This is a genomic window from Streptomyces sp. NPDC025833 (assembly GCF_055558055.1).
The window spans coordinates 1-19,169 of sequence record NZ_JBVHNF010000039.1 but is presented as its reverse complement, the minus strand read 5'-3'; the positions used below and the strand labels follow the sequence as shown (position 1 = coordinate 19,169).

General features: G+C 68.9%; 24 protein-coding genes and 1 pseudogene. 3 read left to right on the top strand and 22 right to left on the bottom strand.

Going from position 1 to position 19,169, the window contains the following annotated elements:
* Nucleotides 1–160 precede the first annotated feature (160 nt).
* Nucleotides 161–1,066 (bottom strand): NADP-dependent oxidoreductase, encoded by a 906-nt coding sequence (locus tag ACZ4K2_RS36315; RefSeq protein WP_467480733.1) that lies wholly within the window; start codon nucleotides 1,064–1,066, stop codon nucleotides 161–163.
* Between the two features lie 416 nt (nucleotides 1,067–1,482).
* On the opposite strand from ACZ4K2_RS36315, the gene ACZ4K2_RS36310 reads away from it, so the two are divergent.
* Nucleotides 1,483–1,710 carry a hypothetical protein gene (locus ACZ4K2_RS36310; RefSeq protein ID WP_467480732.1) on the top strand — a complete coding sequence of 76 codons (228 nt, stop codon included), beginning with the start codon at nucleotides 1,483–1,485 and terminating at the stop codon, nucleotides 1,708–1,710.
* Nucleotides 1,711–1,724: 14 nt separating this feature from the next.
* Here ACZ4K2_RS36310 and ACZ4K2_RS36305 read toward each other — a convergent pair whose 3' ends face one another.
* The 19 genes from ACZ4K2_RS36305 to ACZ4K2_RS36215 form a co-directional block, all read right to left on the bottom strand.
* Nucleotides 1,725–3,191 carry a hypothetical protein gene (locus ACZ4K2_RS36305; protein WP_467480731.1) on the bottom strand — a complete coding sequence of 489 codons (1,467 nt, stop codon included), beginning with the start codon at nucleotides 3,189–3,191 and terminating at the stop codon, nucleotides 1,725–1,727.
* A 3-nt stretch (nucleotides 3,192–3,194) separates the two neighbouring features.
* A complete protein-coding gene (locus ACZ4K2_RS36300; protein ID WP_467480729.1) occupies nucleotides 3,195–3,521 on the bottom strand; it encodes a helix-turn-helix domain-containing protein in 327 nt (108 codons plus the stop codon).
* Nucleotides 3,521–4,597, bottom strand: a complete 1,077-nt coding sequence (locus ACZ4K2_RS36295) for a tyrosine-type recombinase/integrase (protein ID WP_467480727.1) — start codon at nucleotides 4,595–4,597, stop codon at nucleotides 3,521–3,523. The genes ACZ4K2_RS36300 and ACZ4K2_RS36295 overlap by 1 nt, the downstream gene beginning before the upstream one ends.
* A gap of 434 nt (nucleotides 4,598–5,031) precedes the next feature.
* Nucleotides 5,032–6,114: a protein kinase family protein gene (locus ACZ4K2_RS36290; protein ID WP_467480725.1), complete on the bottom strand. Its 1,083-nt coding sequence runs from the start codon at nucleotides 6,112–6,114 to the stop codon at nucleotides 5,032–5,034.
* Nucleotides 6,115–6,477: 363 nt separating this feature from the next.
* Nucleotides 6,478–6,681 carry a hypothetical protein gene (locus tag ACZ4K2_RS36285; RefSeq protein ID WP_467480722.1) on the bottom strand — a complete coding sequence of 68 codons (204 nt, stop codon included), beginning with the start codon at nucleotides 6,679–6,681 and terminating at the stop codon, nucleotides 6,478–6,480.
* A 138-nt stretch (nucleotides 6,682–6,819) separates the two neighbouring features.
* A complete protein-coding gene (locus ACZ4K2_RS36280; RefSeq protein ID WP_467480721.1) occupies nucleotides 6,820–7,194 on the bottom strand; it encodes a hypothetical protein in 375 nt (124 codons plus the stop codon).
* A gap of 123 nt (nucleotides 7,195–7,317) precedes the next feature.
* Nucleotides 7,318–8,097: an aldo/keto reductase gene (locus ACZ4K2_RS36275; RefSeq protein ID WP_467480719.1), complete on the bottom strand. Its 780-nt coding sequence runs from the start codon at nucleotides 8,095–8,097 to the stop codon at nucleotides 7,318–7,320.
* The gene (locus tag ACZ4K2_RS36270; protein WP_467480718.1) at nucleotides 8,094–8,687 is read right to left on the bottom strand and encodes an AAA family ATPase; all 594 of its coding nucleotides are present in this window, start codon (nucleotides 8,685–8,687) and stop codon (nucleotides 8,094–8,096) included. The genes ACZ4K2_RS36275 and ACZ4K2_RS36270 overlap by 4 nt, the downstream gene beginning before the upstream one ends.
* Nucleotides 8,684–9,286, bottom strand: a complete 603-nt coding sequence (locus tag ACZ4K2_RS36265; protein WP_467480715.1) for a 3'-5' exonuclease — start codon at nucleotides 9,284–9,286, stop codon at nucleotides 8,684–8,686. The genes ACZ4K2_RS36270 and ACZ4K2_RS36265 overlap by 4 nt, the downstream gene beginning before the upstream one ends.
* Complete coding sequence (locus tag ACZ4K2_RS36260; protein WP_467480713.1) at nucleotides 9,283–10,473, bottom strand: radical SAM protein; 1,191 nt, start codon at nucleotides 10,471–10,473, stop codon at nucleotides 9,283–9,285. Before ACZ4K2_RS36260 ends, ACZ4K2_RS36265 begins: the two co-directional genes overlap by 4 nt.
* A gap of 25 nt (nucleotides 10,474–10,498) precedes the next feature.
* A complete protein-coding gene (locus tag ACZ4K2_RS36255) occupies nucleotides 10,499–11,533 on the bottom strand; it encodes a nucleoside-diphosphate kinase (RefSeq protein ID WP_467480710.1) in 1,035 nt (344 codons plus the stop codon).
* A gap of 17 nt (nucleotides 11,534–11,550) precedes the next feature.
* The gene (locus ACZ4K2_RS36250; RefSeq protein WP_467480708.1) at nucleotides 11,551–12,573 is read right to left on the bottom strand and encodes a thymidylate synthase; all 1,023 of its coding nucleotides are present in this window, start codon (nucleotides 12,571–12,573) and stop codon (nucleotides 11,551–11,553) included.
* 120 nt (nucleotides 12,574–12,693) lie between these two features.
* Nucleotides 12,694–13,533 (bottom strand): hypothetical protein, encoded by an 840-nt coding sequence (locus ACZ4K2_RS36245; RefSeq protein WP_467480707.1) that lies wholly within the window; start codon nucleotides 13,531–13,533, stop codon nucleotides 12,694–12,696.
* A gap of 133 nt (nucleotides 13,534–13,666) precedes the next feature.
* Nucleotides 13,667–14,005 carry a hypothetical protein gene (locus ACZ4K2_RS36240; RefSeq protein WP_467480705.1) on the bottom strand — a complete coding sequence of 113 codons (339 nt, stop codon included), beginning with the start codon at nucleotides 14,003–14,005 and terminating at the stop codon, nucleotides 13,667–13,669.
* A 324-nt stretch (nucleotides 14,006–14,329) separates the two neighbouring features.
* Nucleotides 14,330–14,527, bottom strand: a complete 198-nt coding sequence (locus tag ACZ4K2_RS36235) for a DUF5999 family protein (RefSeq protein WP_467480703.1) — start codon at nucleotides 14,525–14,527, stop codon at nucleotides 14,330–14,332.
* 53 nt (nucleotides 14,528–14,580) lie between these two features.
* Nucleotides 14,581–15,072 carry a hypothetical protein gene (locus ACZ4K2_RS36230; protein ID WP_467480701.1) on the bottom strand — a complete coding sequence of 164 codons (492 nt, stop codon included), beginning with the start codon at nucleotides 15,070–15,072 and terminating at the stop codon, nucleotides 14,581–14,583.
* A 31-nt stretch (nucleotides 15,073–15,103) separates the two neighbouring features.
* Nucleotides 15,104–15,646, bottom strand: coding sequence for a hypothetical protein (locus ACZ4K2_RS36225; RefSeq protein WP_467480700.1), 543 nt, complete (start codon nucleotides 15,644–15,646; stop codon nucleotides 15,104–15,106).
* Nucleotides 15,647–15,818: 172 nt separating this feature from the next.
* A complete protein-coding gene (locus ACZ4K2_RS36220) occupies nucleotides 15,819–16,019 on the bottom strand; it encodes a hypothetical protein (protein WP_467480698.1) in 201 nt (66 codons plus the stop codon).
* A gap of 156 nt (nucleotides 16,020–16,175) precedes the next feature.
* A complete protein-coding gene (locus tag ACZ4K2_RS36215) occupies nucleotides 16,176–17,381 on the bottom strand; it encodes a helix-turn-helix domain-containing protein (protein WP_467480695.1) in 1,206 nt (401 codons plus the stop codon).
* A 188-nt stretch (nucleotides 17,382–17,569) separates the two neighbouring features.
* Between ACZ4K2_RS36215 and ACZ4K2_RS36210 the strand changes: the two genes are divergently transcribed.
* Entirely contained in the window at nucleotides 17,570–18,202 is a 633-nt protein-coding gene (locus ACZ4K2_RS36210; RefSeq protein WP_467480693.1) for an HAD-IA family hydrolase, read from the top strand.
* Nucleotide 18,203: 1 nt separating this feature from the next.
* Here ACZ4K2_RS36210 and ACZ4K2_RS36205 read toward each other — a convergent pair whose 3' ends face one another.
* Nucleotides 18,204–18,584 (bottom strand): toxin Doc, encoded by a 381-nt coding sequence (locus tag ACZ4K2_RS36205; RefSeq protein ID WP_467480691.1) that lies wholly within the window; start codon nucleotides 18,582–18,584, stop codon nucleotides 18,204–18,206.
* 3 nt (nucleotides 18,585–18,587) lie between these two features.
* The gene (locus ACZ4K2_RS36200) at nucleotides 18,588–18,761 is read right to left on the bottom strand and encodes an antitoxin MazE7 (protein ID WP_467480735.1); all 174 of its coding nucleotides are present in this window, start codon (nucleotides 18,759–18,761) and stop codon (nucleotides 18,588–18,590) included.
* Between the two features lie 42 nt (nucleotides 18,762–18,803).
* Between ACZ4K2_RS36200 and ACZ4K2_RS36195 the strand changes: the two are divergent.
* Nucleotides 18,804–19,034, top strand: a pseudogene (locus ACZ4K2_RS36195) (zinc-binding dehydrogenase); the annotation flags it as partial.
* Nucleotides 19,035–19,169: the final 135 nt, after the last annotated feature.

Below are 19,169 nucleotides of genomic sequence, written 5' to 3'. Positions count from 1 at the left end.
GCGATCTCCCACAGCCCGTCCGGAACAATCCAACTCCACGTATCCCGCCCCATGCTGAGTCCAACGACGCCTCACCACATAGGACACGGTCTAAGTGGTCGGCCCACTTGGGGGGTTGACTCTGGGGCCAGTATTGTGCGCGAGACGTGGAGGGGGGTGCTCAGAAGATCACGGTTATCTTTCCTGCCAGGCTGCCTTGGAGGAAGCGTTCGTGTGCGGCTTGGATCTCTTGGAGGCCGAAGGTGGAGTGCACACGCAGCCGCAAGGAGCCGCGGTCGACGAGCTTGGTGAGTTCGTTCAGTCCCGCGCCGTCCTCACGCACCTGGTTGACGCTGGTACGCACACCGCGGGAAGACAGGTCGGGTACTGGACCTGCTTGGGTGGCGATCGACGCATACCGGCCTCCATCTGCCACTGCCTCGGTCGCGAACACCCCGAAGGTATCGAAGACCGCGTCATAGCTGCGGTCTTGAAGAGCGCGGCGGTCGGTGGTGACGAGGTCGGCACCGTGCTCGCGGGCGAAGGTGACCTGGGCATCTCGGGAGACCAGAGCGTCGACCTTGACGCCGCGCGCACGGGCGATCTGCAGCGCCAACCCGCCAACCGCACCTGCGGCACCGGCTATCAGCAGCCGCTCACCGGCCTTCACCGCAAGCCAGTCCAGGGTCTGCCAAGCCGTCAGTCCGGGGAGCGGCAAGGTGGCCACCTCGGCCAGGCTGACCGTCTGCGGCGCAGGGGCGAGGGCCCGTGCTGGAAGCGCGACCAGATCGGCCCAGGTCCCCCGGCCGGAGCCGAGCTGGTGCGACATGGCGATGACGCGTTCCCCGGCGCGCAGCCCACTGCTGCCGCCGTCGACCACGATGCCGGCCAGGTCCCAGCCAAGCGTCATCGGTAGTGGCGGCGTTCCTTCGCCGAGGGCCCCTTCTCGCGTCTTGTCGTCGACGGGATTGATGCTGGTCGCGACAGTCCGGACCAGCACATCCTCGGTGCCCGGTTCAGGCTCGGGAGCATCGACGACGTCGAGGACGCCGGGGGTGCCGAAGCGATCGATCTGTATGGCGCGCACGAGAGGTCCTTTACACGACTGGTGCTGACCGGAGGGTCAACATCTGAGGTGATCACGGGATTCCCGATTGCAGCGACGGCTCGCAGCTGGACCAGTAGGTGGCCCCACCCGCGACATCTGGGCTCCATCCTGGCGGCGGGCGGGGCAGGCTGCGGCTGGCCGTGATCCACCTCGGCCGAACTCCGGGCGACGGTGCCCGGCCCACGCGCACCGCAGGGGGAGGCGGCCGGAGCCCCGGCGCGGCACCTCGAAGGGGTTCGGCCATGGACTGGTAGGCGCGCATGTTGAGGTGTCGCGTATTCCAGCTTGGACAGCCCTCGTTGATCACTCTGGGTGGCGAGGACTGTGTTCGTGGTGCCCCCTCGGACGGATAGGTTCACCGTGGTGCGTTCGAGCCACTTTTGGAGGGGTCACCGGTGGACGTTGTCGCGATCATGGAGGCGCTGGCCGAACAGGGCATAACCGTGCTGTTCAAGGCTGATGCTGAGCGGATGGCAGAGAGGCGGAAGCCCTGGACGTTCGTGGCCAGCGGCACCCCGTTGCGTGACGACATCCTCGTGCGTACCGATGCTGCGTCGGTGGAGCAGTGCCTCGAAGCCTGCCTGCCCCGCCTGCGTGAACTGGGCTTCACTTTTCCCGAGTGACGAGGCATGACGTCTCACCGTGTGTGGTCACCGGGGGCGTATCGGCTCCAGCTTCCGCCGGCCTCGGTGACCAGGCGGGTGGTGGTCTTGTCGTGGTAGCCGAGTGCTTTCGCGATAACGGGGGCCGGGGCTTGCAGGACGAGCTGACGGATCGCGGAGGTTCTGCTGCGCTGCGGAGGGACGCCGATCTCACGCAGGTGGACTTGCAGGCTGACCGGGTTCATGGGCTGTCCGGGCTGACGGCCGGGGAAGAGCCACTGTGAGCTCCTGCTGCTGGCGTAGGGCAGGTGCTGGCGGGACTCCATGTAGGCCCGCATCAGGTCGGCGACGGGTTCCGGCAGCGGGGACGGCGGGTCTCCCAGCCGGACGGTGACGACGGTCTCGTCGTCGATGACGTCGTCGATGGTGAGGCGGACGATGCGGCTGACGGGTTGCGCATAGAGGAGAACGAGGGCGGCGGCGACGCGGGCCCGCAGGGGCAAGGAGACGTCATTGAGAACCCGGCGGAGGATCGCGAGCCTGCGGTGTTGGTGCAGCGGTTCCGGGTCCTGGGTGATGACCGCGGGCGGCAGTGTGAGGCGGGGCATCCGGCCGGTCTTCATGCACCACCGCAGGAATGACTGGGACGGACGGCGGGTGGCCAGGTTCTCGGTGTGCCAGGCGTCGATGTCGGCCTGTTGACACTGCCCGATTGTGCGCCCTCGGTCGGCGAGCCATGCGAGGAAGGCGCCGGCTTGGGTGACTTCCTGCTTGGTGTGGTTGGTCTGAGAGCGTCCCAGGGGTGCCTTCTCGGCCTTTGCCCGCAGGCGCCTCATCTGGTGCCAGATGGCGAAGTGCCGGAGAAGCTGATGATGTTCGGGTTCCTCGATGGTGGCGAGCCGTTCGGTCAGCCAGCGTTGGTAGAGCAGGAGCTGCCGGTCGACTCGCGGGAGGACGCCGCTGTCCATCAGCAGGTCACGCAGGTGGGTAACGGTTCGCCAGGGGGTTTCCTGGTGCAGCCCGTCGTGGGTAAGCGGAATGCTGCCGGTGGCCAGGCCCCGCAGGAGACGGACGACGTTGGGGTTGCGGAGCCAGATCTGGCGGCTCTTGGGCCGGTCCATCTCCAGGAGGATCTTGACCAGCGGCAGGAACTTCGGGGCGATACGTCCCGTGCCGTCGTCGAGGAGGCGGGCGAGCGTGTCGGTGAGGGTGCAGTGTTCGCAGAGCCGCCCACCGAGTAGGAGTCCCTCGAAGCCGCAGCGGTCACAGAAGAAGTCGCGGACGATGCCCGCGCAGTCGCGGCAGATCGGGGTGCCCTCGGTATGCCGTCCGGGTAGCAGACGGTCGGTGTCGCAACAGGGGCAGCGGCCGCGGATGCGCATCGCGCGGTCGTAGCAGGTTCGGCAGATCGGGCCGTCCGACCACTCGGCGGACTTGGAGGCTCGACGGCCGCAGCGTGCGCAGTCGCGGATCATCCACCGCTCGTACTCCTCGGGCGTCACCGCTCACCCCTCGGGCGTCAGCCGGACCCGTGTGGGGCGCCGGGCGGCCAGGTTGATCGAAGCTTCTTCGCCGGCGGCTCGGCGGGCCGGGAGGTTCTGGGCCGAGGTGGCGATCAGGTCGGTGGGCGTGCAGTCGAGGATGTCGCAGAGAGTGGCCAGCACCGGCAGGGACAGGCGTTCCGGGGTGCCGGAGACCAAGCGGTGGACCTGGGAGGAGGACAGTGTGATGCCGCGTTCGGCCAGGTGCGGCATGAGCTCGGCGACGGTGAACATGCCGCGGGCGGCCATCAGCTCACGCAGGCGCCACCGGTAGCTGATCTGGCGTGACATCAGGAGGTCCTTCCCGGCCGCAGAGCGGCCTCGATGGTGGCGTCCAGGACGCGTCGCAGAGAGCGAGTGCGGAAGTCGGAGGAGACGCAGGTGTAGATCGCGGTGGTGGAGGCGTGGTCGTAGCCGACCTGCTGTTGGACGAACAACGGGTCGTGGCCGTCCTCGATCAGGTGGGTGATGTAGGACCTGCGTAGCGAGTGGAACTCCAGCGCGGAGTCCAGGCCGACGGCGTCCCGGTAGGCGGCAAAGCGCGAGTCCAGACGCTGGACCCCGATTCGCGGGCCTCGCTCGGACGGCCAGAGGGCCCGGCTGGTTGAGTGCCGCATCCCGGGCCGCACCTCGCTGATCCATTCCTCGATCGTGCCGGGCGTCCAGTGCCAGACGGTCAGCACGCTGCGGCGCTTCGGTGGGGACCCCTTCTTGGCCTTGCCGTAGCGGACCAGCAGGGTGCCGTACTCACCGAACTCCCGGCCCTGTGGGTTGCGGCCGAAGTCGGTGATGTTGAGCATCCGGGTCTCGTTGCGTCGCAAGCCGTAGGCGTACGCAACCTTGAACAAGGTGGCGTCCCGGAAGGCCGGCAGCCAGCCCTTGCGGCCCTTGCCGCGAACACGCAGCACTTCCTCGTCGGCGTGGTCGAAGAACGCTTCCAGCTCAGGCCGAGTAAAGGCCCGTCGCTCCGGCTCGCCCTCGGCTTCGTCGGCATGCGTTGCAGCGTTCCAGTCGAAGACCACCTGGACTGGGTGGGTACCGAAGTGCCGCAGGCACTCGTCGCTCCAGCCGTAGGCTGGGTTGGTCAGGAAGTCGCAGAACTGGCGCACAGAGCCCTGGTAGTTGCGCAGCGTGGAGCGGACACAGCCGTGCACGGCCCGCAGATCGGCCGACCACTCATCGACGTGCTGCGGCGTCCAATGCCACGGCATAGCGTCGGCGTGCCGGGTGAAGGCCCGGACCGTACGTTCCTGGTCATCGACGTATCCCGGCGAGAGGTTCCGGGCGAGCTGCTGGTTGCGCCAGCCTTTGATCATCGCCTCGAAGACCTGCTCGTCCGGCCGCAATAACGGCAGACCGTCGATCAAGTGCAGCCGAGCAGCCCCTGGAACGAGACCATCCCCACCCATCCACCATCACTCTCCGTCTATCGCATCTGACGCGAGAATTTCGCATCAGATGCGACCCGGGGGCGTCTTCGCAGTTCAATCGCTCGATGGAGTGAGACGCGCAGATGTCCGCCGACAAGACCGCTACCGTGGCTCCGAGGCCGACGGCCCTGCTGGGACCGCATCTGCGCAATGTTCGGACAGCATCCAGGGCGAGTGTCGCCTATTCGCATCCGATGCAATTGACGTCGGTAGGACCAGCGGAACAGTCAGTATCGGTGAGAACGATCATGGGCTTGGTCAGCAGTGCTTGCGCGCCAGTTCCGGCTGGGGTTCGGCAATGCGGAGGGCGAGTAGTTCCTGGAGCGGATAGGGCAGGGCCGACTCGCCGGTGACGGTGCCGGGGGCATGGTTCAACTGGGGGTTGGAGTGCCGACGCCCAACTGCTGCTCGATCTCCGCGGTCGGGAACGGCGTCTGCTTGCTCTCGGTGAACAGACGGTGGAAGAAGGAGTCCACGACGGCGGTAGGGCGTGCGTGCCGGTCGATGATGGCCGTGATCGCGGGTGGGACGTCGCTAGGCCGCCAGCCCGAGATCCAGTCGTGCAGGAAGGCCTTCCGTTCCGTGTCACCGCGCACGCCGTCGAGCAAGTGGTATTGGAGCAGGTGGCTCGCGGTGTAGCAGCGGTCGTACGCGAGGTGGTCCGAGAGGAAGTTTGACTCGCCCGACGAAAGGTCGAAGCGGGAACTCAAGGCAAGTCCGAAGTCGGCGAAGTAGAGCTGGCGACCATCGGTCAGGATGTTGTCAAAGTGAGCATCGAAGTGGACAAGTCCGCGAGAACTCATGAAGGCAGCTCCGTCCATAAGAGCTTTCTCCAACCGCTGGAAGGGCAAGCCGTCCCCGCCTTCCGACACGGCGGGATTGCGGTGGTCGGCCAGCCATCCGGCGAGTGTGTGCGGCACGTGCTCCAGGAAGACCACCAGGCTGCACGAGGACTGGCCGATGGCTTCCAGCCGGTCACGAACGGCTGGTGATCCCTCCCAGTGAGCGACGGCCCCCTCCAAGCTTCCGAACTCGTCGGTGAATCCTTCGGGAGGGGAGTCAGGCAGTACCCGCCAGTGGTACATCAGGGGGAATCCCGCATACTCGTCGCCGAGAACCCAGTTCGTGGTCATGGTGTGCACGGCAAGCTCCCGCCAGGCACCGAACCCGGCCGAGCCCACACCGTACTGGTAGAACATCGGCAGTTCGAAGATATTCGCCGTCGACCGCACATTCTCCGGGCGCAATTCGATGTCCGTCAAAGGGATCCGCTTGACGAAGACGCGCGTTCCGTTGACGTCCAGCTCTGCCGACCTGCCGCCGATGCCCGACCCGAGCGGGGTAGCTGCTGCCACGACCTTCCCGAGCCGGCGGTCGCTCAACAAGGAGAGCTGAGTGCTCACGCACCCGTAACCAGCCAAGCGCGCGGCGCGCAGCAAATCCCGGTCCAGCATCGACGGCTCCTCGGTGCCCGAACCAGGGCTTCGGCAATCCCGCGTACGGAACCGACCTTACGCCGAGAAGGGCGGTCACTCTCACAAACCATCCCTTGCGCGAGCGAGGTTGATCAGGGGCCGCCGAACCCTCACCGAAACCGGATTCGTTCTCAGAACCGGCAGGCGGCGGCGAAGGGCCGCGCCGAAGCCGCGGCAGCGCGGCTGCCCGCCGTCCAGACCGCACCAGTGGCGCCGGTCGTGATGCCCGCGTCGCGCCGGTCGTGATGCCCGGTGTGGCTGTCGACGACACTGATCACGGCGGTCGCTGCCTCGTGCTCCAGACGTGATGCGCGCAGCGACGCGTAGGCGCGGGGGCGGCCGTCAGCAGCAGTCCGCGAAGGGGTGCCGGCAGTTTATGCAGTAGGTGTCCAGGGCGTCGATGCGCTGCTCCACCCTGGTCTTGAAGGAGCCGCGGAAGTCGGCGATGCGGGCGACGGCCTCGCCGACTTGGATTTCGGCGGCGACGACCCACTTGTGCGGGTGCTTGTCGACGGTGGCGGAACGGGACGCGGACTCGTCGGTCACGTGTAGAACTCTCCCCTTGTAGTTTCCGGGCCCGCTCCAAGGCCTTGGTCACTGCGGGAGACGCGGCAGTGCCATGTTCCGTTACGTCAACTCTCGGGCGCGGCCGCCGTCGGTGACGGTCGGCCGCGCCCGGAAGGGTCACGCGCTGAGAGCGTGGGGCACGTGGGCGCTCACGGTCCCGTCCCGGATGTAGGCCGTGCCTCCGGTTGCCAGGGCCTGCAGGCTAACCAGGAGACGCGCCCGCCCTGTCGGCCACTGGTCGAGGAATTGCAGCGTCGGCATAACGCGCACGGTGGCCCGACGATCCCGGTACACCAGCCTCGTCGCCGTCTCGGGAGTCATGGGTGGAGCGGCCATCACATGCGTGATCACTTTCCTGCGTCGCATCTGCGCCCAGTCGACGGCGACGCGCCGCAGGAGCTGCAGGCCGCCGGAGGGGTCGATGAGTACCCGGTGCCCGGCTTCCTCCGGTGTCTGCCCGTCGTACACGCCGCCCACGGGCAGCATCAGCATGCCGTGCAGTTCGGCGACGGCGATGCAGTCGGCTCCGACCGGGACGAGCAGCGAGACGCCGATGACCGGCGGCCGCCAGTTCTCGTAGGAGGCGCGACGGCGCTGGGCGGGGTGCGGTGGGCATCAGGCTGAACCGTCCTGAACGGCGGCCACGATCTGTTCGAGGTGCCGGGGCTGGCTGGTGCTGGGGATGGGGGCGACGTGGGAGCCCTGGGAGAGGAGCCACTGCAGGGGCGTGGCGGGCCCGTACGCGTGGGCCAGCACGCCGGCGTCCAGCGGCCGGTAGGCCACGTACGGGATGTTGAGGTCGCGGCACATCTCCACAGCGTCGTCGTAGCGGTCGGTGGTGTTCAGCACGTTCTGCACCGCGGCGACGGGCCGGTACTTGAGCACGTAGCGGATGTCGTCGGGCGTGACCTTGGACAGGCCCAGGTGCCCGATATTCCCCTCGTCCTGCAGGGCGTGCAGAACGGCGACCTGGTCGTCGCGCGAGACTTCCGGGTCGATGCGGTGCAGGTAGCACAGCTCCAGCCGCTCCACCTTCAGGCGGCGCAGGCTCGCTTCGACGCAGGCCCGCAGGTAGAACGGGTTGCCCAGCGGCTTCCACTGGCCGGGGGCCGGGCGGACCAAGCCGACCTTCGTGGCAATCAGCACGTGCTCGGGGTAGGGGTACAGCGCTTCGCGGATGAGGTGTTCGACGGTGTGGGGGCCGTAGGCGTCGGCGGTGTCGATGTGGCTGATGCCGTGGGTGTGCACGGCCTGGCGCAGCACGCTGAGCGCGGTGTCGCGGTCGTCCGGGTCGCCCCACGTGCCGGTGCCGGTCAGGCGCATGGTGCCGAAGCCGAGCCGGGAGACGGTCTTCCCGGCGATGGTGATGCTGCCGGCGGGAGGAGCGGGGATCATACGAGTTCCTCCTTCAGGCAGCGCTGGACGGCGATGTCTACGGCGTGGGCCTGGCTGTCGGGGTCGCTGGTCACCCGCTGGTGGGGGACGGCGTCGTTGGCCAGGAGACGGTGCACGCGGTCGTCGACGAGGCGCCGGAAGTGGGGGTCGTAGTCGTGGCTGGTGTCGACGGGCACGCTCTCGTCGAGGACGGTCGCAAACAGCAGGTCGTACTTGGGGTGCTGCGTGGCGGCCAGAAGGAGGAGGCGTTCGTGTTCGAGTCGGGGCGGGGTCTCGGCGCGGAACGCCATCGCGGCCTCGAAGTAGGCGACGGCGTCGCAGGCGGCGCGGTCGATGAGCACGACCTCTACGCCCTGTGCGACGGCGTTGGTCTCGTCGAGGATGCCCTGGGCGATGATCCACTCGGTGGACAGGGCGGTATGGTGCTGCATCTTCGGTAGGCCGGCCGCGGCGGCGCGCTTGCCGAGCCGGCCGGTGCGCGCCACGGTGAGGCCGTGGCCGCGCAGCTCCATCTCTATGCGCTTCAGGAGCGTCGTCTTGCCGGTGGAGTGGGTGCCGAGCACGGCGATCCGCAGGGGCTGGGGGCTCACCACAGGGTGGGGTCCTTTTCTGGTTCGGGGGCGCCGGGCAGGCCGGGCGGCACGGCCGCGGCGACCAGCCGGTCCCAGGTGTCGTAGCGGGTGGCCATGGCGATGAGGAGCTGCGCCGTGGCGAAGGCGTCGAAGGTGGCCCGGTGCCGGGCGCCGGGGGCTTCTTGCAGGTCGGGCTGCACGTGCTCGATGAGCTTGTCCAGGCTGTACCTGCCGAGGTCGGGGAAGGCGTCCTTGGCCAGTCGGAGGGTGTCCAGGACGCCGGCGGGCTCCCAGCCGGGCAAGTGCGCGCTGAGCACGCGGTAGTCGGTGTGCGCGTTGTGCGCGCAGATCCAGGCGTTGCCCAGGAAGGTGCGCACCTGGTCCGCGACGTCGGCCCATGCCGGCTTGTCAGCCAGGGCGTCGTTGGTCAGGCCGTGCACCCGAGTGGCGAAGGGGGTGACGGGGAGGTTCGGGCGGGTCAGCCACCAGCCCGCAGTGCTCTTGTCCAGCCGGCCGCCGCGGATGGGCAGCGCGGCGACTTCGACGAGGTCGGGCGGGTTGGCGCCGTTGCCTTCGACGTCGACGACGAGCAGCGCGGGCCAGGTGGCGAAGTTCATGGCGTTTCGGGTCCGTCCCCCGCCTCCCAGCCGATGGGGGCCCGGCCGTGCTGGCGGTAGTGGTGTGGCTTGGTGCGGTCGTGGCACTGGTAGCCGAAGCCGTGCTGCAGGTAGTAGCGGGGCGGCTCGTCCAGTCCCTCCACGACGATGGCACGGTCGTTGACCTCGATGTCGCTGACGGCCCCCAGGGCGCGCGCTTCCCGGACGACGTCGTCGAAGTTCGGCTGGCGCCACGCCTTCTTGCACAGGGCGATCTGCTCGGGCGGGCAGATGTCGCACAGCTCCTTGACGCCGTAGTGGCCGTTGTAGTCGGCCTCGCCGTGGGCGTAGGCCACGCCGCAGGACGTCTTGCGGAACAGCTTCCCCCACTCCTGCACCCCGGCGGCGCCCAGTTCGTAGGCGTCCAGGATTCGCTGCTCGGCCTGCTCCGGCATGATCTTGCGCCGGGCCGTGTTCTCGTACGGCGTCGGCAGGCCGTGGCTCTCGTAATACGCCTTGATCTCGTCGCGGAAGAAGAGACCCGTGAAGACGGTGGCGTGCGCGTGCAAGGACAGCTCGCGGGCCCGCTCGATGTGCTCGTCGGAGTCGTTGAGGCCGGGAACGATCGGCCGCCAGTACAGGACGGTGCGGTAGTTCTCGGCGTGCTCGTACAGCATGCGCAGGCTGTCGGCGGCGTACGCGGAGTTGACGGGCTCGATCTGCGGGTGGTCGATGCCGGAGTGGGTGACGAGGATCGTCAGCCGCAGGTTCTTGAAGGAGTTGAGGACGGCGCAGTCCTCTGCGTCCACTCGCCAGCGGGTGATGACGAGGACGTGGTTGGTCAGGCCCTGCTCGTCGAGGAGCCGCAGGACCTCGAACGTGTGGGGCTTGACCACTGGCAGCATCGGGTCGGTGGCCCGGTTGAACACCTGGATCGGTGTCTTGTGCGGCCGGAAGTACGGGTGGCCGACCAGTTGGGCGACGGCGGCTTCGTCGCTCATCAGGCGCCGCGGGGTCTTCATCTCGAAGTTGTCGAACAGGTGCCGCACGCAGTAGCCGCACTCCAGCGGGCAGCCGACGATGTGGTTCAGCGACAGGCCCGACTTGCGGTACTCGATCACGTCGGTGAGAGCGGGGTTGAGCGTGCTGATCTGCTCGGTGCTTAACAGGGGCAGCAGGCGACTGCGCGGCCTGGCGGGAGCGGACATGGGGGCCTCCAGGGCAGGAAGACGGTCAGTGGTGGGTTCGCGCGGCATGGCGGGGGACGCCAGCCGACGGGGAGGTGAGCAGCACGCGGCGGCGGGCGCCGTACCAGGTGCCGAAGTCACGGCGGGCCGCGTCCGGGTCGTCGGAGGTGTGCACGAGGTTCTGCACGAGGCGCTTCTGCGTGAGAGCGGCTTCGAGACTGTCGTTGCCGAGGTCGCCGCGGATGGTGCCGGCGGCCGCCTTGGTGGGGTCGAAGTGACCGAGGAGCTGCCGCAGGCGGCCGTGGATGCCCGGCTCGCCGTACGCGAGGGCGATGGTGACCTGCTTGCCCGCGTAGGCGTCGTCCAGGCACGCGGGGATGTCCCGGTCGGGGAACCAGTCGGCATCCACGAGGAGGTCCCAGTAGTGCACGTGGGCTTGCCACGGCTGCACGGTGACGTCGATCCGGTTGGTGATCGTGGCGCCGGCGGCGGCGATCCGGTCGAGTACGGCGTCGACCAGGCCCCGCGAGACGGCGTCCGGCTTGCACAGGACGACGGAGCAGCGGTCGAAGTCGGTGACCTGCAGGCGCCGGCCCGGCCCGTACCACGTGCCGTACTCGCGGCGGGCCCCGGCGGGATCGTCGGAGGTGTGCACCAGGTTCCGCAACAGACGGTTCTCCGCTCGCGCGACGGCGAGGCTGTCGTCGCCCAGATCGCCGCGGATCGTCCCGGCAACGGCCCGGGTCGGGTCGGTGTGGCCGATGAGCTGCCGCAGCCGGGCGTGGAGGCCCGGCTCACCGTGCGCCAGAGCCAGCGTGACGGGCTGCCCCGCGTAGGCGGCGTCGATGTAGGCGGGCAGGTCGCGCATGTCGCGCCGGCCGGTGTCGGCGAGCATGTCCCGGTAGGCGACGTGTGCCTGCCACGGCTGGGCTATGACGTCCATGCGGTCGGTGACGGTGAAGCCCGCCGACGAGATCATCTCCAGGATGCGCGGAGCCAGCCCGCGCGCCACGGCGTCCGGCTTGCACAGGATGACCGCCCACCGGTCGAAGTCCACGCCGTCCACCACGGCGCCGCTCATCGGCTTCCCCCCGGCGCTCACTGCGCACCCCCGTCGACCGCCGCGGCGCAGGCCGGCCACTTGCGGACCATCAGCCAGCGCAGGCCCGGGTCCAGGGCGTGCATGAGTGCCGGATCGACGGCCTCCACCTGGTCGTGCTGGATCTGCCGGTACAGCTCGAACAGCATCACGACCTGCTGCCAGTACGGGTGCAGGTCGAGACGGTTCTGGATGTGCAGGGCGCTGTAGCGCTGCTCGTTGGTGCGCAGGGCCTCTTCGTGGACCATGAGGCGTTCGATGGTCGCCGCGGTGGTGTCCTCGGGCATGGACGGGATGGCGTAGTTCACCGCCGGGCGGCTGGCGACTTCCTCCAGCACGCGACGGACCCGGTCGGCGTTGCGGTCGTTGACGTGCGCGGAGCCGATCGTGTGGGTGTAGGTGCCCAGGCGCAGGCCGAGCTGGATGGCCGCGTACTCCTGGATCATCGTGAAGGAGAACACGTCGGACAGCAGGCCGCAGTCGAGATCGTTCGCCCGCATGTTGCACACCATGTGCAGGTGGCCGTCGCGCGGCAGAAGGTGCAGGCCGGCCAGGCATGCGACGTCCGGGTTGGAGCGGGCACCGAGCTCGGCCGCCGAGAACACGGGGAGGTATCCGCGCTTGCTGTCGCGCTCGCTCAGCAGCAGCTCGATGACGAGGTCGAAGGGCGACCGGTGCCCGTCGGCCGGGTGGAAGAGGGTGTAGCCGTAGGCGGATCCGCCGAGGTGGATGCCGTCCGCGCTGCTGGCCCGCATGGACGGCGCGTAGTAGCCGATCATCTCCAGGTCGCGGCGGCCGGCGAGGTACCAGAGCGCCTCGGCGAACTGGAAGACCGGGTTGGCCTTGCGCGCGGCCAGGTAGGGCAGCCGCTGCCGGGGGTCGGGCAGGCGGAAGCTCGCCCCGATGACTTCACGGGCCGCGTTGCCGCGCGCGTCGATCCGGTGCTCGGGTTCCTTCGTGGCGAGCTGCAGTAAGGCGACGTACGCCCCTTCGACGCTGCGAAAGGTCGGTGCTGTGAGCAAGACACCCTCCTGATCAGGGATGGCAGGTGCGGTGGGGTGGGGTGGATGGTGCGCCGACGGTCCGGGCAGCGAGGGCACCGGACCGCCGGCGGGTCTTACGGGGTGAGGGCCGTCCGCCCCTTACGCAGCGAAAGCTCGGTCATGGGCGATAGAGCTGGCGTCCTCGGCGTCCTGGGGAGCTTCGCGGTAGACGAGGACGTCGACGTGTTCGCCAATGGCCGTTCCGCCCCGCGGTGAGATCCGTGTGCGGTATCCGGCCTTTGCCACGAGCGCGAGGAGCCGGTCGTAGTCGTCGGCAGTCACCTTCGCGCGGCGGCCGGGCTTCGGCCGCCACCGGAGCTGTGCGCAGAAGGCGGCGCGGGGTGGCCACAGCACGCTTGTCACGTTCCACAGGGTCGCGTGGTAGTGGCAGTCGCCACGGTCCATGCCGATCCCGAGGTCGCTCAATGCCCGCTCGCACTGTTCCTTCGGCGAGAGCTCCGGCCATCGGTAGGTGCGCGCGGCCGGGACGTACGCCCACGCATCGTCAGGCCGCTGCGGCGGTGCCTTTCCCGGCTCCATCTGGTAGACGAGCATGTCGACCTGCCGGTACTCAACGGGGACCGATCCCCGGCCGGTGTGCTCGACCACGAAGCCGCGCGAGCGCAGCACGGCCATCACCGTCTCGAAGCGTGCCGCCCAGTTCGCTCGGAACTTCTCGTCGGGAAACCACCGCACGACCACGCACAGATGCGCGCCCGCCGGCCAGGCGCACTCAGATGCGCACAACGCCTGGCACCAGCCGTCGCCCGGCGCGATGTTCCGGTCGTGGACGTCGTAACCGTCCGGGTGGCGGCGCACGGTGGGGTTCTCACCGATGCCGAGTTGGTCCAGCAGATAGTTGACGACGACGGGTGCCGTCCTGGCCGGTGCGTTCCGGTCGTAGACGGGGGCGGGCCGCCCCTCCCAGTAGCTACGCACGGCTTCCTTTCGATCTTGCGGCGGCGGGTTGGCCGGTGCGGGGCGGGCGCCGAGGAGGCAAGCGCGGCACCCCACAGAGGGGTTGAGCCGTCCGGCGCTCCGGTGCCGGTCACACCGGAACGCCGGACGGGGTCTATGCGGCGAGGGCCAGCAGACGGGGCACGTCAACGGCAGTGCAGCCGTGGAGGGAAACGACGTCGCGCGCGGCGATGGTCCACAGCAGCCGCGGAGATTCGTAGGGCACGAAGGTCAGCTCTTCGTCCTGGCGGGCAGGCGGGATCGCAGCGAGCGTGAGGGGGTTGTACTCGATGCCGGCCACCCCCCACGGCAGCACGTCCTTCACCCAGGCGGCCACGGCCCCGTCGCGAAGGTGCGGGCAGAGCTGGAGCGATTCGACGGCACAGGATTCGTGGAGGGGCGGCATGACCGTCCTCTCGCCTTCCTCGATCGCTCTTCTGTCCCGCTCGGCCATCAGGAACAGGTGCCTGCCGTCCTTGCGGCCGTACGTGGAGCGGCCCGCACACCTGGCACAGCATGTGAGCCATGGCCTGGCGCTGCCGTAGCGCGTGCACCTTGGCGAGAAGGGGGTAGCCGGCGCCGCGGACCGCTGGCATCCGGGCCCAGAGGATGCCGTTGCGCCGGTCCACCCGCGGGTTCTCGGCGAGGTACCCGATTCCGCCCCCGGCCAGGAGGGGGCGGCGCACCACTGGGACGTCAGCCGACCTCTCGCCGGACCACGGGGCGATGAAGGGCACCCGCATGCCCCGCCAGTAGAACTGACGCGGTCTGTCTTCGCTCACGGGGCCACGCTCGCGGGGACGGGACGGAGCGGGGGGATGATCTTGCCGTTGGGGAGCAGCTCGCCCATGTCGTCGAAGAGCAGGACACCGTTGCACAGAAGGGCCCACCCTTGTTCGGCGCAGCGAGCAACTACGGCGGCCGCCTCGCGATCGGTCGCGTCCGCGGGCGGGCAGGGGGGTTCGTGCCGACACATGGAGGTCTTCTTCCTTCCGGGCGGGCAGGCCGGTTGGGGCCCTCTTCGGTGTTCTACGAAGCCGTGGGGGAGCAGCGGGGACGGCCGGGGCCGGGCAACGTCTCCGTCTCGTCGCCGGGCAGCAAGATCTCCAGCAGGTGTTCAGCGGCGGACGCCAGGCGGCGAAGCATCCCGAGCGAGGTGTCGCCTGCTGCGGAGGCCGACAACGCCCTGACGTTGCGGGCCCGGAAGGTGACCCGTTCCCGCTCGTTCGGGTCGTCGCCGGACTGCTCCCTCTCGACAGCGTCGATGAGGACCATGAGGTGCCCGGGGCGTTCAGGGGTGCCCCGGAACCGTTGGATGAGGGCCGGAATCTCTTCCTCAGCGGGGGTGGAGCCATCTCCGACGACCATTGCCACGTCGTCGTACGCCTTGTCGACGGGCAGGCCGGCGCGGAGCAGTTCGACGATGCGCTCCAGGGTCTCCCTGCTGTGCGTCCAGGACGGCCGACGCCAGTCCTGCCCGGGTTCGCGCAGGGCTATTTCAGCAGTCGCGACAAGCGGCATGAGGTCAGTTCCTTCGAGGGGTGGGGAGAGGTCATCGAGCTAAGGCCGGCGCGGTGGGGCGCGGCTGGGCGTGCGCGACGAAGCTGAAGTGGTCGAAGAGCCAGTGCAAGGTCTGCTCGTACGGCTCATCGGCGACCGACACGGCCGACCGGTCGTCGGTCACCACGCCTTGGGCGAAGCCGCCGCGCAGCTTGCGGAGGACCTTCAGCCACTCCTCGCGCCCCCACGGCTGCGTGTCTGCGGTGACATCGACGAAGCGGCCCACCACATGCCACCCGCAGTCGTGCGCGCAAGCCGCTGCAGCCGCGAGGGCGCGGGTCGGATCGCCCACCGGCGTGTTGGCGTACAGCACTACCTTGAAGGGCGCCCCATGCCTGGCGATGGCCATGTCGAGGGTCGAGCGGCGAAGACGCCCGAGACGAACCTGCTGGTTCGCGGGCATGCGCGGCTGCTCGGTGAAGTCACCCCACCACGAATCATTGAGGTGGCTGTCTGGGACGGCCGGCCAGTGGGGGAACGGGGCGCCGTCCAGGAAGGCGGTGATCTGCTCGGAGAGGGACGGGGCGGTGCTCATTTCCGCTGCCTCCCAGCCTCCGGCTCGACCAGGGAGGCGAAGAGCCGCGCGCGGCGAGTCCGCTGCAGGGGCGGGCCGTGCAGCAGAGGCGTCGTCGGGAAGCCCGGGGCCGCAGCCGCATCGGTGAGCGCGAGGCGCCGGACGCTGTCGCTGGCCGTACGGCGTGGGCCGGTCATGACGCGGCCTCCGCTGAGGGGGCCAGGTCGGCCACACGGCGCGGGTAGAGGATCGCGCCGATCTCCTCGTAGAAGGCTTCCATCTGCTCGGCCGGGAGGACGAGCGCCAGTTCTTCGACTCGCTGCGCTCCGCGCATCAGGCGGAGCGGGACGGCGATTCGGCCGGCCTGGGTGTGGTGGAGCGGACTGCCTTCCACGCGCTCTACCCGCGGAGCGGGTAAGGACGCGGCGGAAGGCCCCTCCGCAGAGTGACTCTTCGTCATGGCGCAACAACGTAAAGCCATTTCCCCAGGTCGACCCTTAATCTGATTCAGGGCTGACTGGGGTTCAGGGTCGGAGTTGCCAGTTCAGGGTCAAGCCGCGATGCCCATGTGACTGGCCACCGCTCGAAGGTCGTCGCGGAACAATGGACGCTCCCGCTTGAGCAGGTCGGTCACGGCCTCCCTGACCAGTGGGGAAAAGACGATCTCCTCGTGAGACTGTTCCATCAGCTTGGCCAGCACGTGCACGGTGGCGTAGTCGTCGCGCTGAATCCGGTTGCAGTTCATGACCTCGATCAAGTACCGAGTGCGCCGCTCCAGCGGCATCTCCGGGTTGATCTCCACGGTGTCGGCCAAGCGCAGGGCCTCGCTCGCGTTGCCCTCCTCCGCCGTCAGATGCACTTCATGCATGGCTACGTTGGTCGGCCCGAAGCAGGTGTGCCAGTCGTTGCGGTCCGAGCCGATTCGCGCGGCCGCAGCCTTCGCTCCCCGGTAGAGGTCCCAGGCGACGGGGCCCTTCGTGGCGCGCACCGCGGCGACGGCCGCCTGCAGGTGCAGCGCTCCGTGTGCCGACCAGTGCTCGGTCGACGAACGGTCGTCGGGGGCGCAGTTGGCGATCGTCGTACGTGCCAGCTCGACGCTGTCGTGGACTTCGCCGGCGGAGGTGAGAACGCAGGACAGGTTCCAGGCGGCGGCCGCGATGAGGGCTGGGTCGCCGGCATTGTCGGCGAGCGACAGCCCCCTGTCAGCGGCGATGCGGGCGAGGGTCGGTTCTCCCACGCGGCGAAGCCAGATCTGATGGAGTGCGTACAGGCTGACGAGCTGGCGCAGCGCCACCTGCTCGTCGGGGCCGGACGCATCACGCAGGGCCGCATGTCCCTGCCGGAGGAGCAGGGGCAGGCGGGCGCCCACGTCCTGGTATCGACCCTTGGATTGTGTCTCGTACACCTTCCACGCGTCGTCGACGTCCTTCTTGAAGTCCTCGACGGTCACCGAACCGACGGTCGTGGGAAGCATCGACGAGGGCAGGGACAGCGCGCTGCGGATCTCCGGGACGTGCTCGTGCTCCGTGTCCAGGCCTGCGCCGACGCCGGACAGGAAGCCACCCGTGAGGTCTTCAAGGGCGCAGCGCAAAACCCTGGTCAGGTCGAAGAGCAGCGAGAGCTTGTCGATCGGGATCTGCTCGTGCTCTACCTTGTAGACCCAGTTCTCCGAGCGGCCGATCAGCTCTCCGAGACCCTTCTGAGAGATGCCGCGCCGCTCACGGAAGTACTTGACACGTTGTCCAATGGTGAACAACTCGCGTACGCTTAACATGATTTGACCTGTTCTCCGCAAGGGTAGAGCGCTCGGAACCAGCGTAGGCCGGTTAGTCGTCCAGAGGGGAGATACTGGATGTCTCTCCCCTTGTGGGAGGGCGCTGAAAGGTCCCCGGCCGAAGTTGCCGAGGGCCGCCCTTACGACGTGCGTCTCGCAAGGAGTCTCTTTTGTCCTCCTCCTACCGCGGCCTGATCCTCGACTTCGGCGGCGTCCTCACCACCCGTATGCGGCTGAACGGACAGGCCTTCGAACGGTCCGAGGGTCTTGAGCCTGGCGCCTACTTCCACGCCCTGGACGAGAACCCCGAGGGCGTGGCCGTGTACTCGAAGCTCGAAGTCGGCCAGGCGACCCAGGAGGAGTGGAACCGGGTGATCGGCGGTATCCTCGGCATCGACCCCACCGACCTGATGCGTCGGGCGTTGGCCAACCTTCGGCCCGAGCCGGCCATCGTGGCGGCCGCGGACCGTGCCCGAGCCGCCGGGATCAAGGTGGCGATGCTCTCGAACAGCTTCGGTCTGGAGCCCTACAACCCGTACGAGGCGTTGGGGATGTGGGAGGACGCGTTCGACGCGGTGATTCTCTCCGAGCGGGAAGGCGTGCGGAAGCCGTCGGCGTTCATCTACCAGCGTGCGCTGGATGCGTTGGGGCTGGCAGGGCCGGAGTGCGTGTTCGTCGACGACCACGCGGAGAACCTGCCACCGGCCGAAGCTCTCGGCATCCGCACCATTCACCACACGACGGACCCGGAAGGGACGGCGGCGCAGCTCGACGCGCTGCTGGAGCGCATGGCGGCCGCGTGAGCTAGGGCAGTTGGAGGGAACGCAACCGCTCGGCGATGGTGAAGGAGTCGAGCTGCAGAGCGGTGATGTCGACAATCAGTTCGCGCCAGGCCTCGAACTTCGTGTTCACTCGCTCCCCGTGCATCCCCAGGTACGCCACGGCCACGCCGAAGCCGTACAGCTCGTTGCGCGCCGGCAGCGCGCGGAGCACGACGCACTCCTCCAGCATCACGGCCGCACGCCGGAAGGCATCCGGGTGGTGCTGGTCATGGCGGGGCGGGTCGACCTTGTGCCGGGCGGCCAGGCCGACGAAGACGGAGTAGCCGTTGACCGCGAGATCGTCCAGCAGCTCAGCCTGGCGTTCCAGGAACCACCGGTAGTCGACGTAGTACTCGGCAGGCACAGGTCAAGCCGCCCGCGGAGCGGTGTGCGCCGACGCGGGAGCGCCGTACTCGGCGTCGAACGCGGCGACCGTCTCCGGGTCGCCGGTGACCTGCCGGAAGATCTCAGCGCCCGCGGCCAAGGCGCGCTCGTGCCGCTTCTCCTCGGCCACCTGCGCCAGGTAGGTGTCCAGCGGCAACCCTGCCGCGTCGGCCAGAGCCTGCAGTGCGTCCGCGGTGGTGTCGTCGAGGAAGACTCGGAGCTCATCGCCAGGTACGAGGCGGCCGGCATGCGCTTCAGCGGCATCGCGGTCGAGCCCGATCCGGTCGCCCTGCGAGGTCCCGTCGCACTCGTCGAACAGGGCAGGCTCCGGGTCCACGTGCAGGAGACGTTCCCGTTCGAGCGCCTCGCCGACGCGCACCGGCTGCTCGACGGCGGTCACCTCCAGGGCAAGCTCGTCCTCACCATCTGATCCCGTCGTGGGGGGGGGGGGGGGGGGGGGCCCCCCCCGGGGCCCCCCCGGCCCCCCCCCGGGGGGGCCCCCGGGGGGTCTCAAAAAACACCCGGCCGCCGCCCGGGCGCGGCAGGGCGAGGCGGGGCCCGCCGG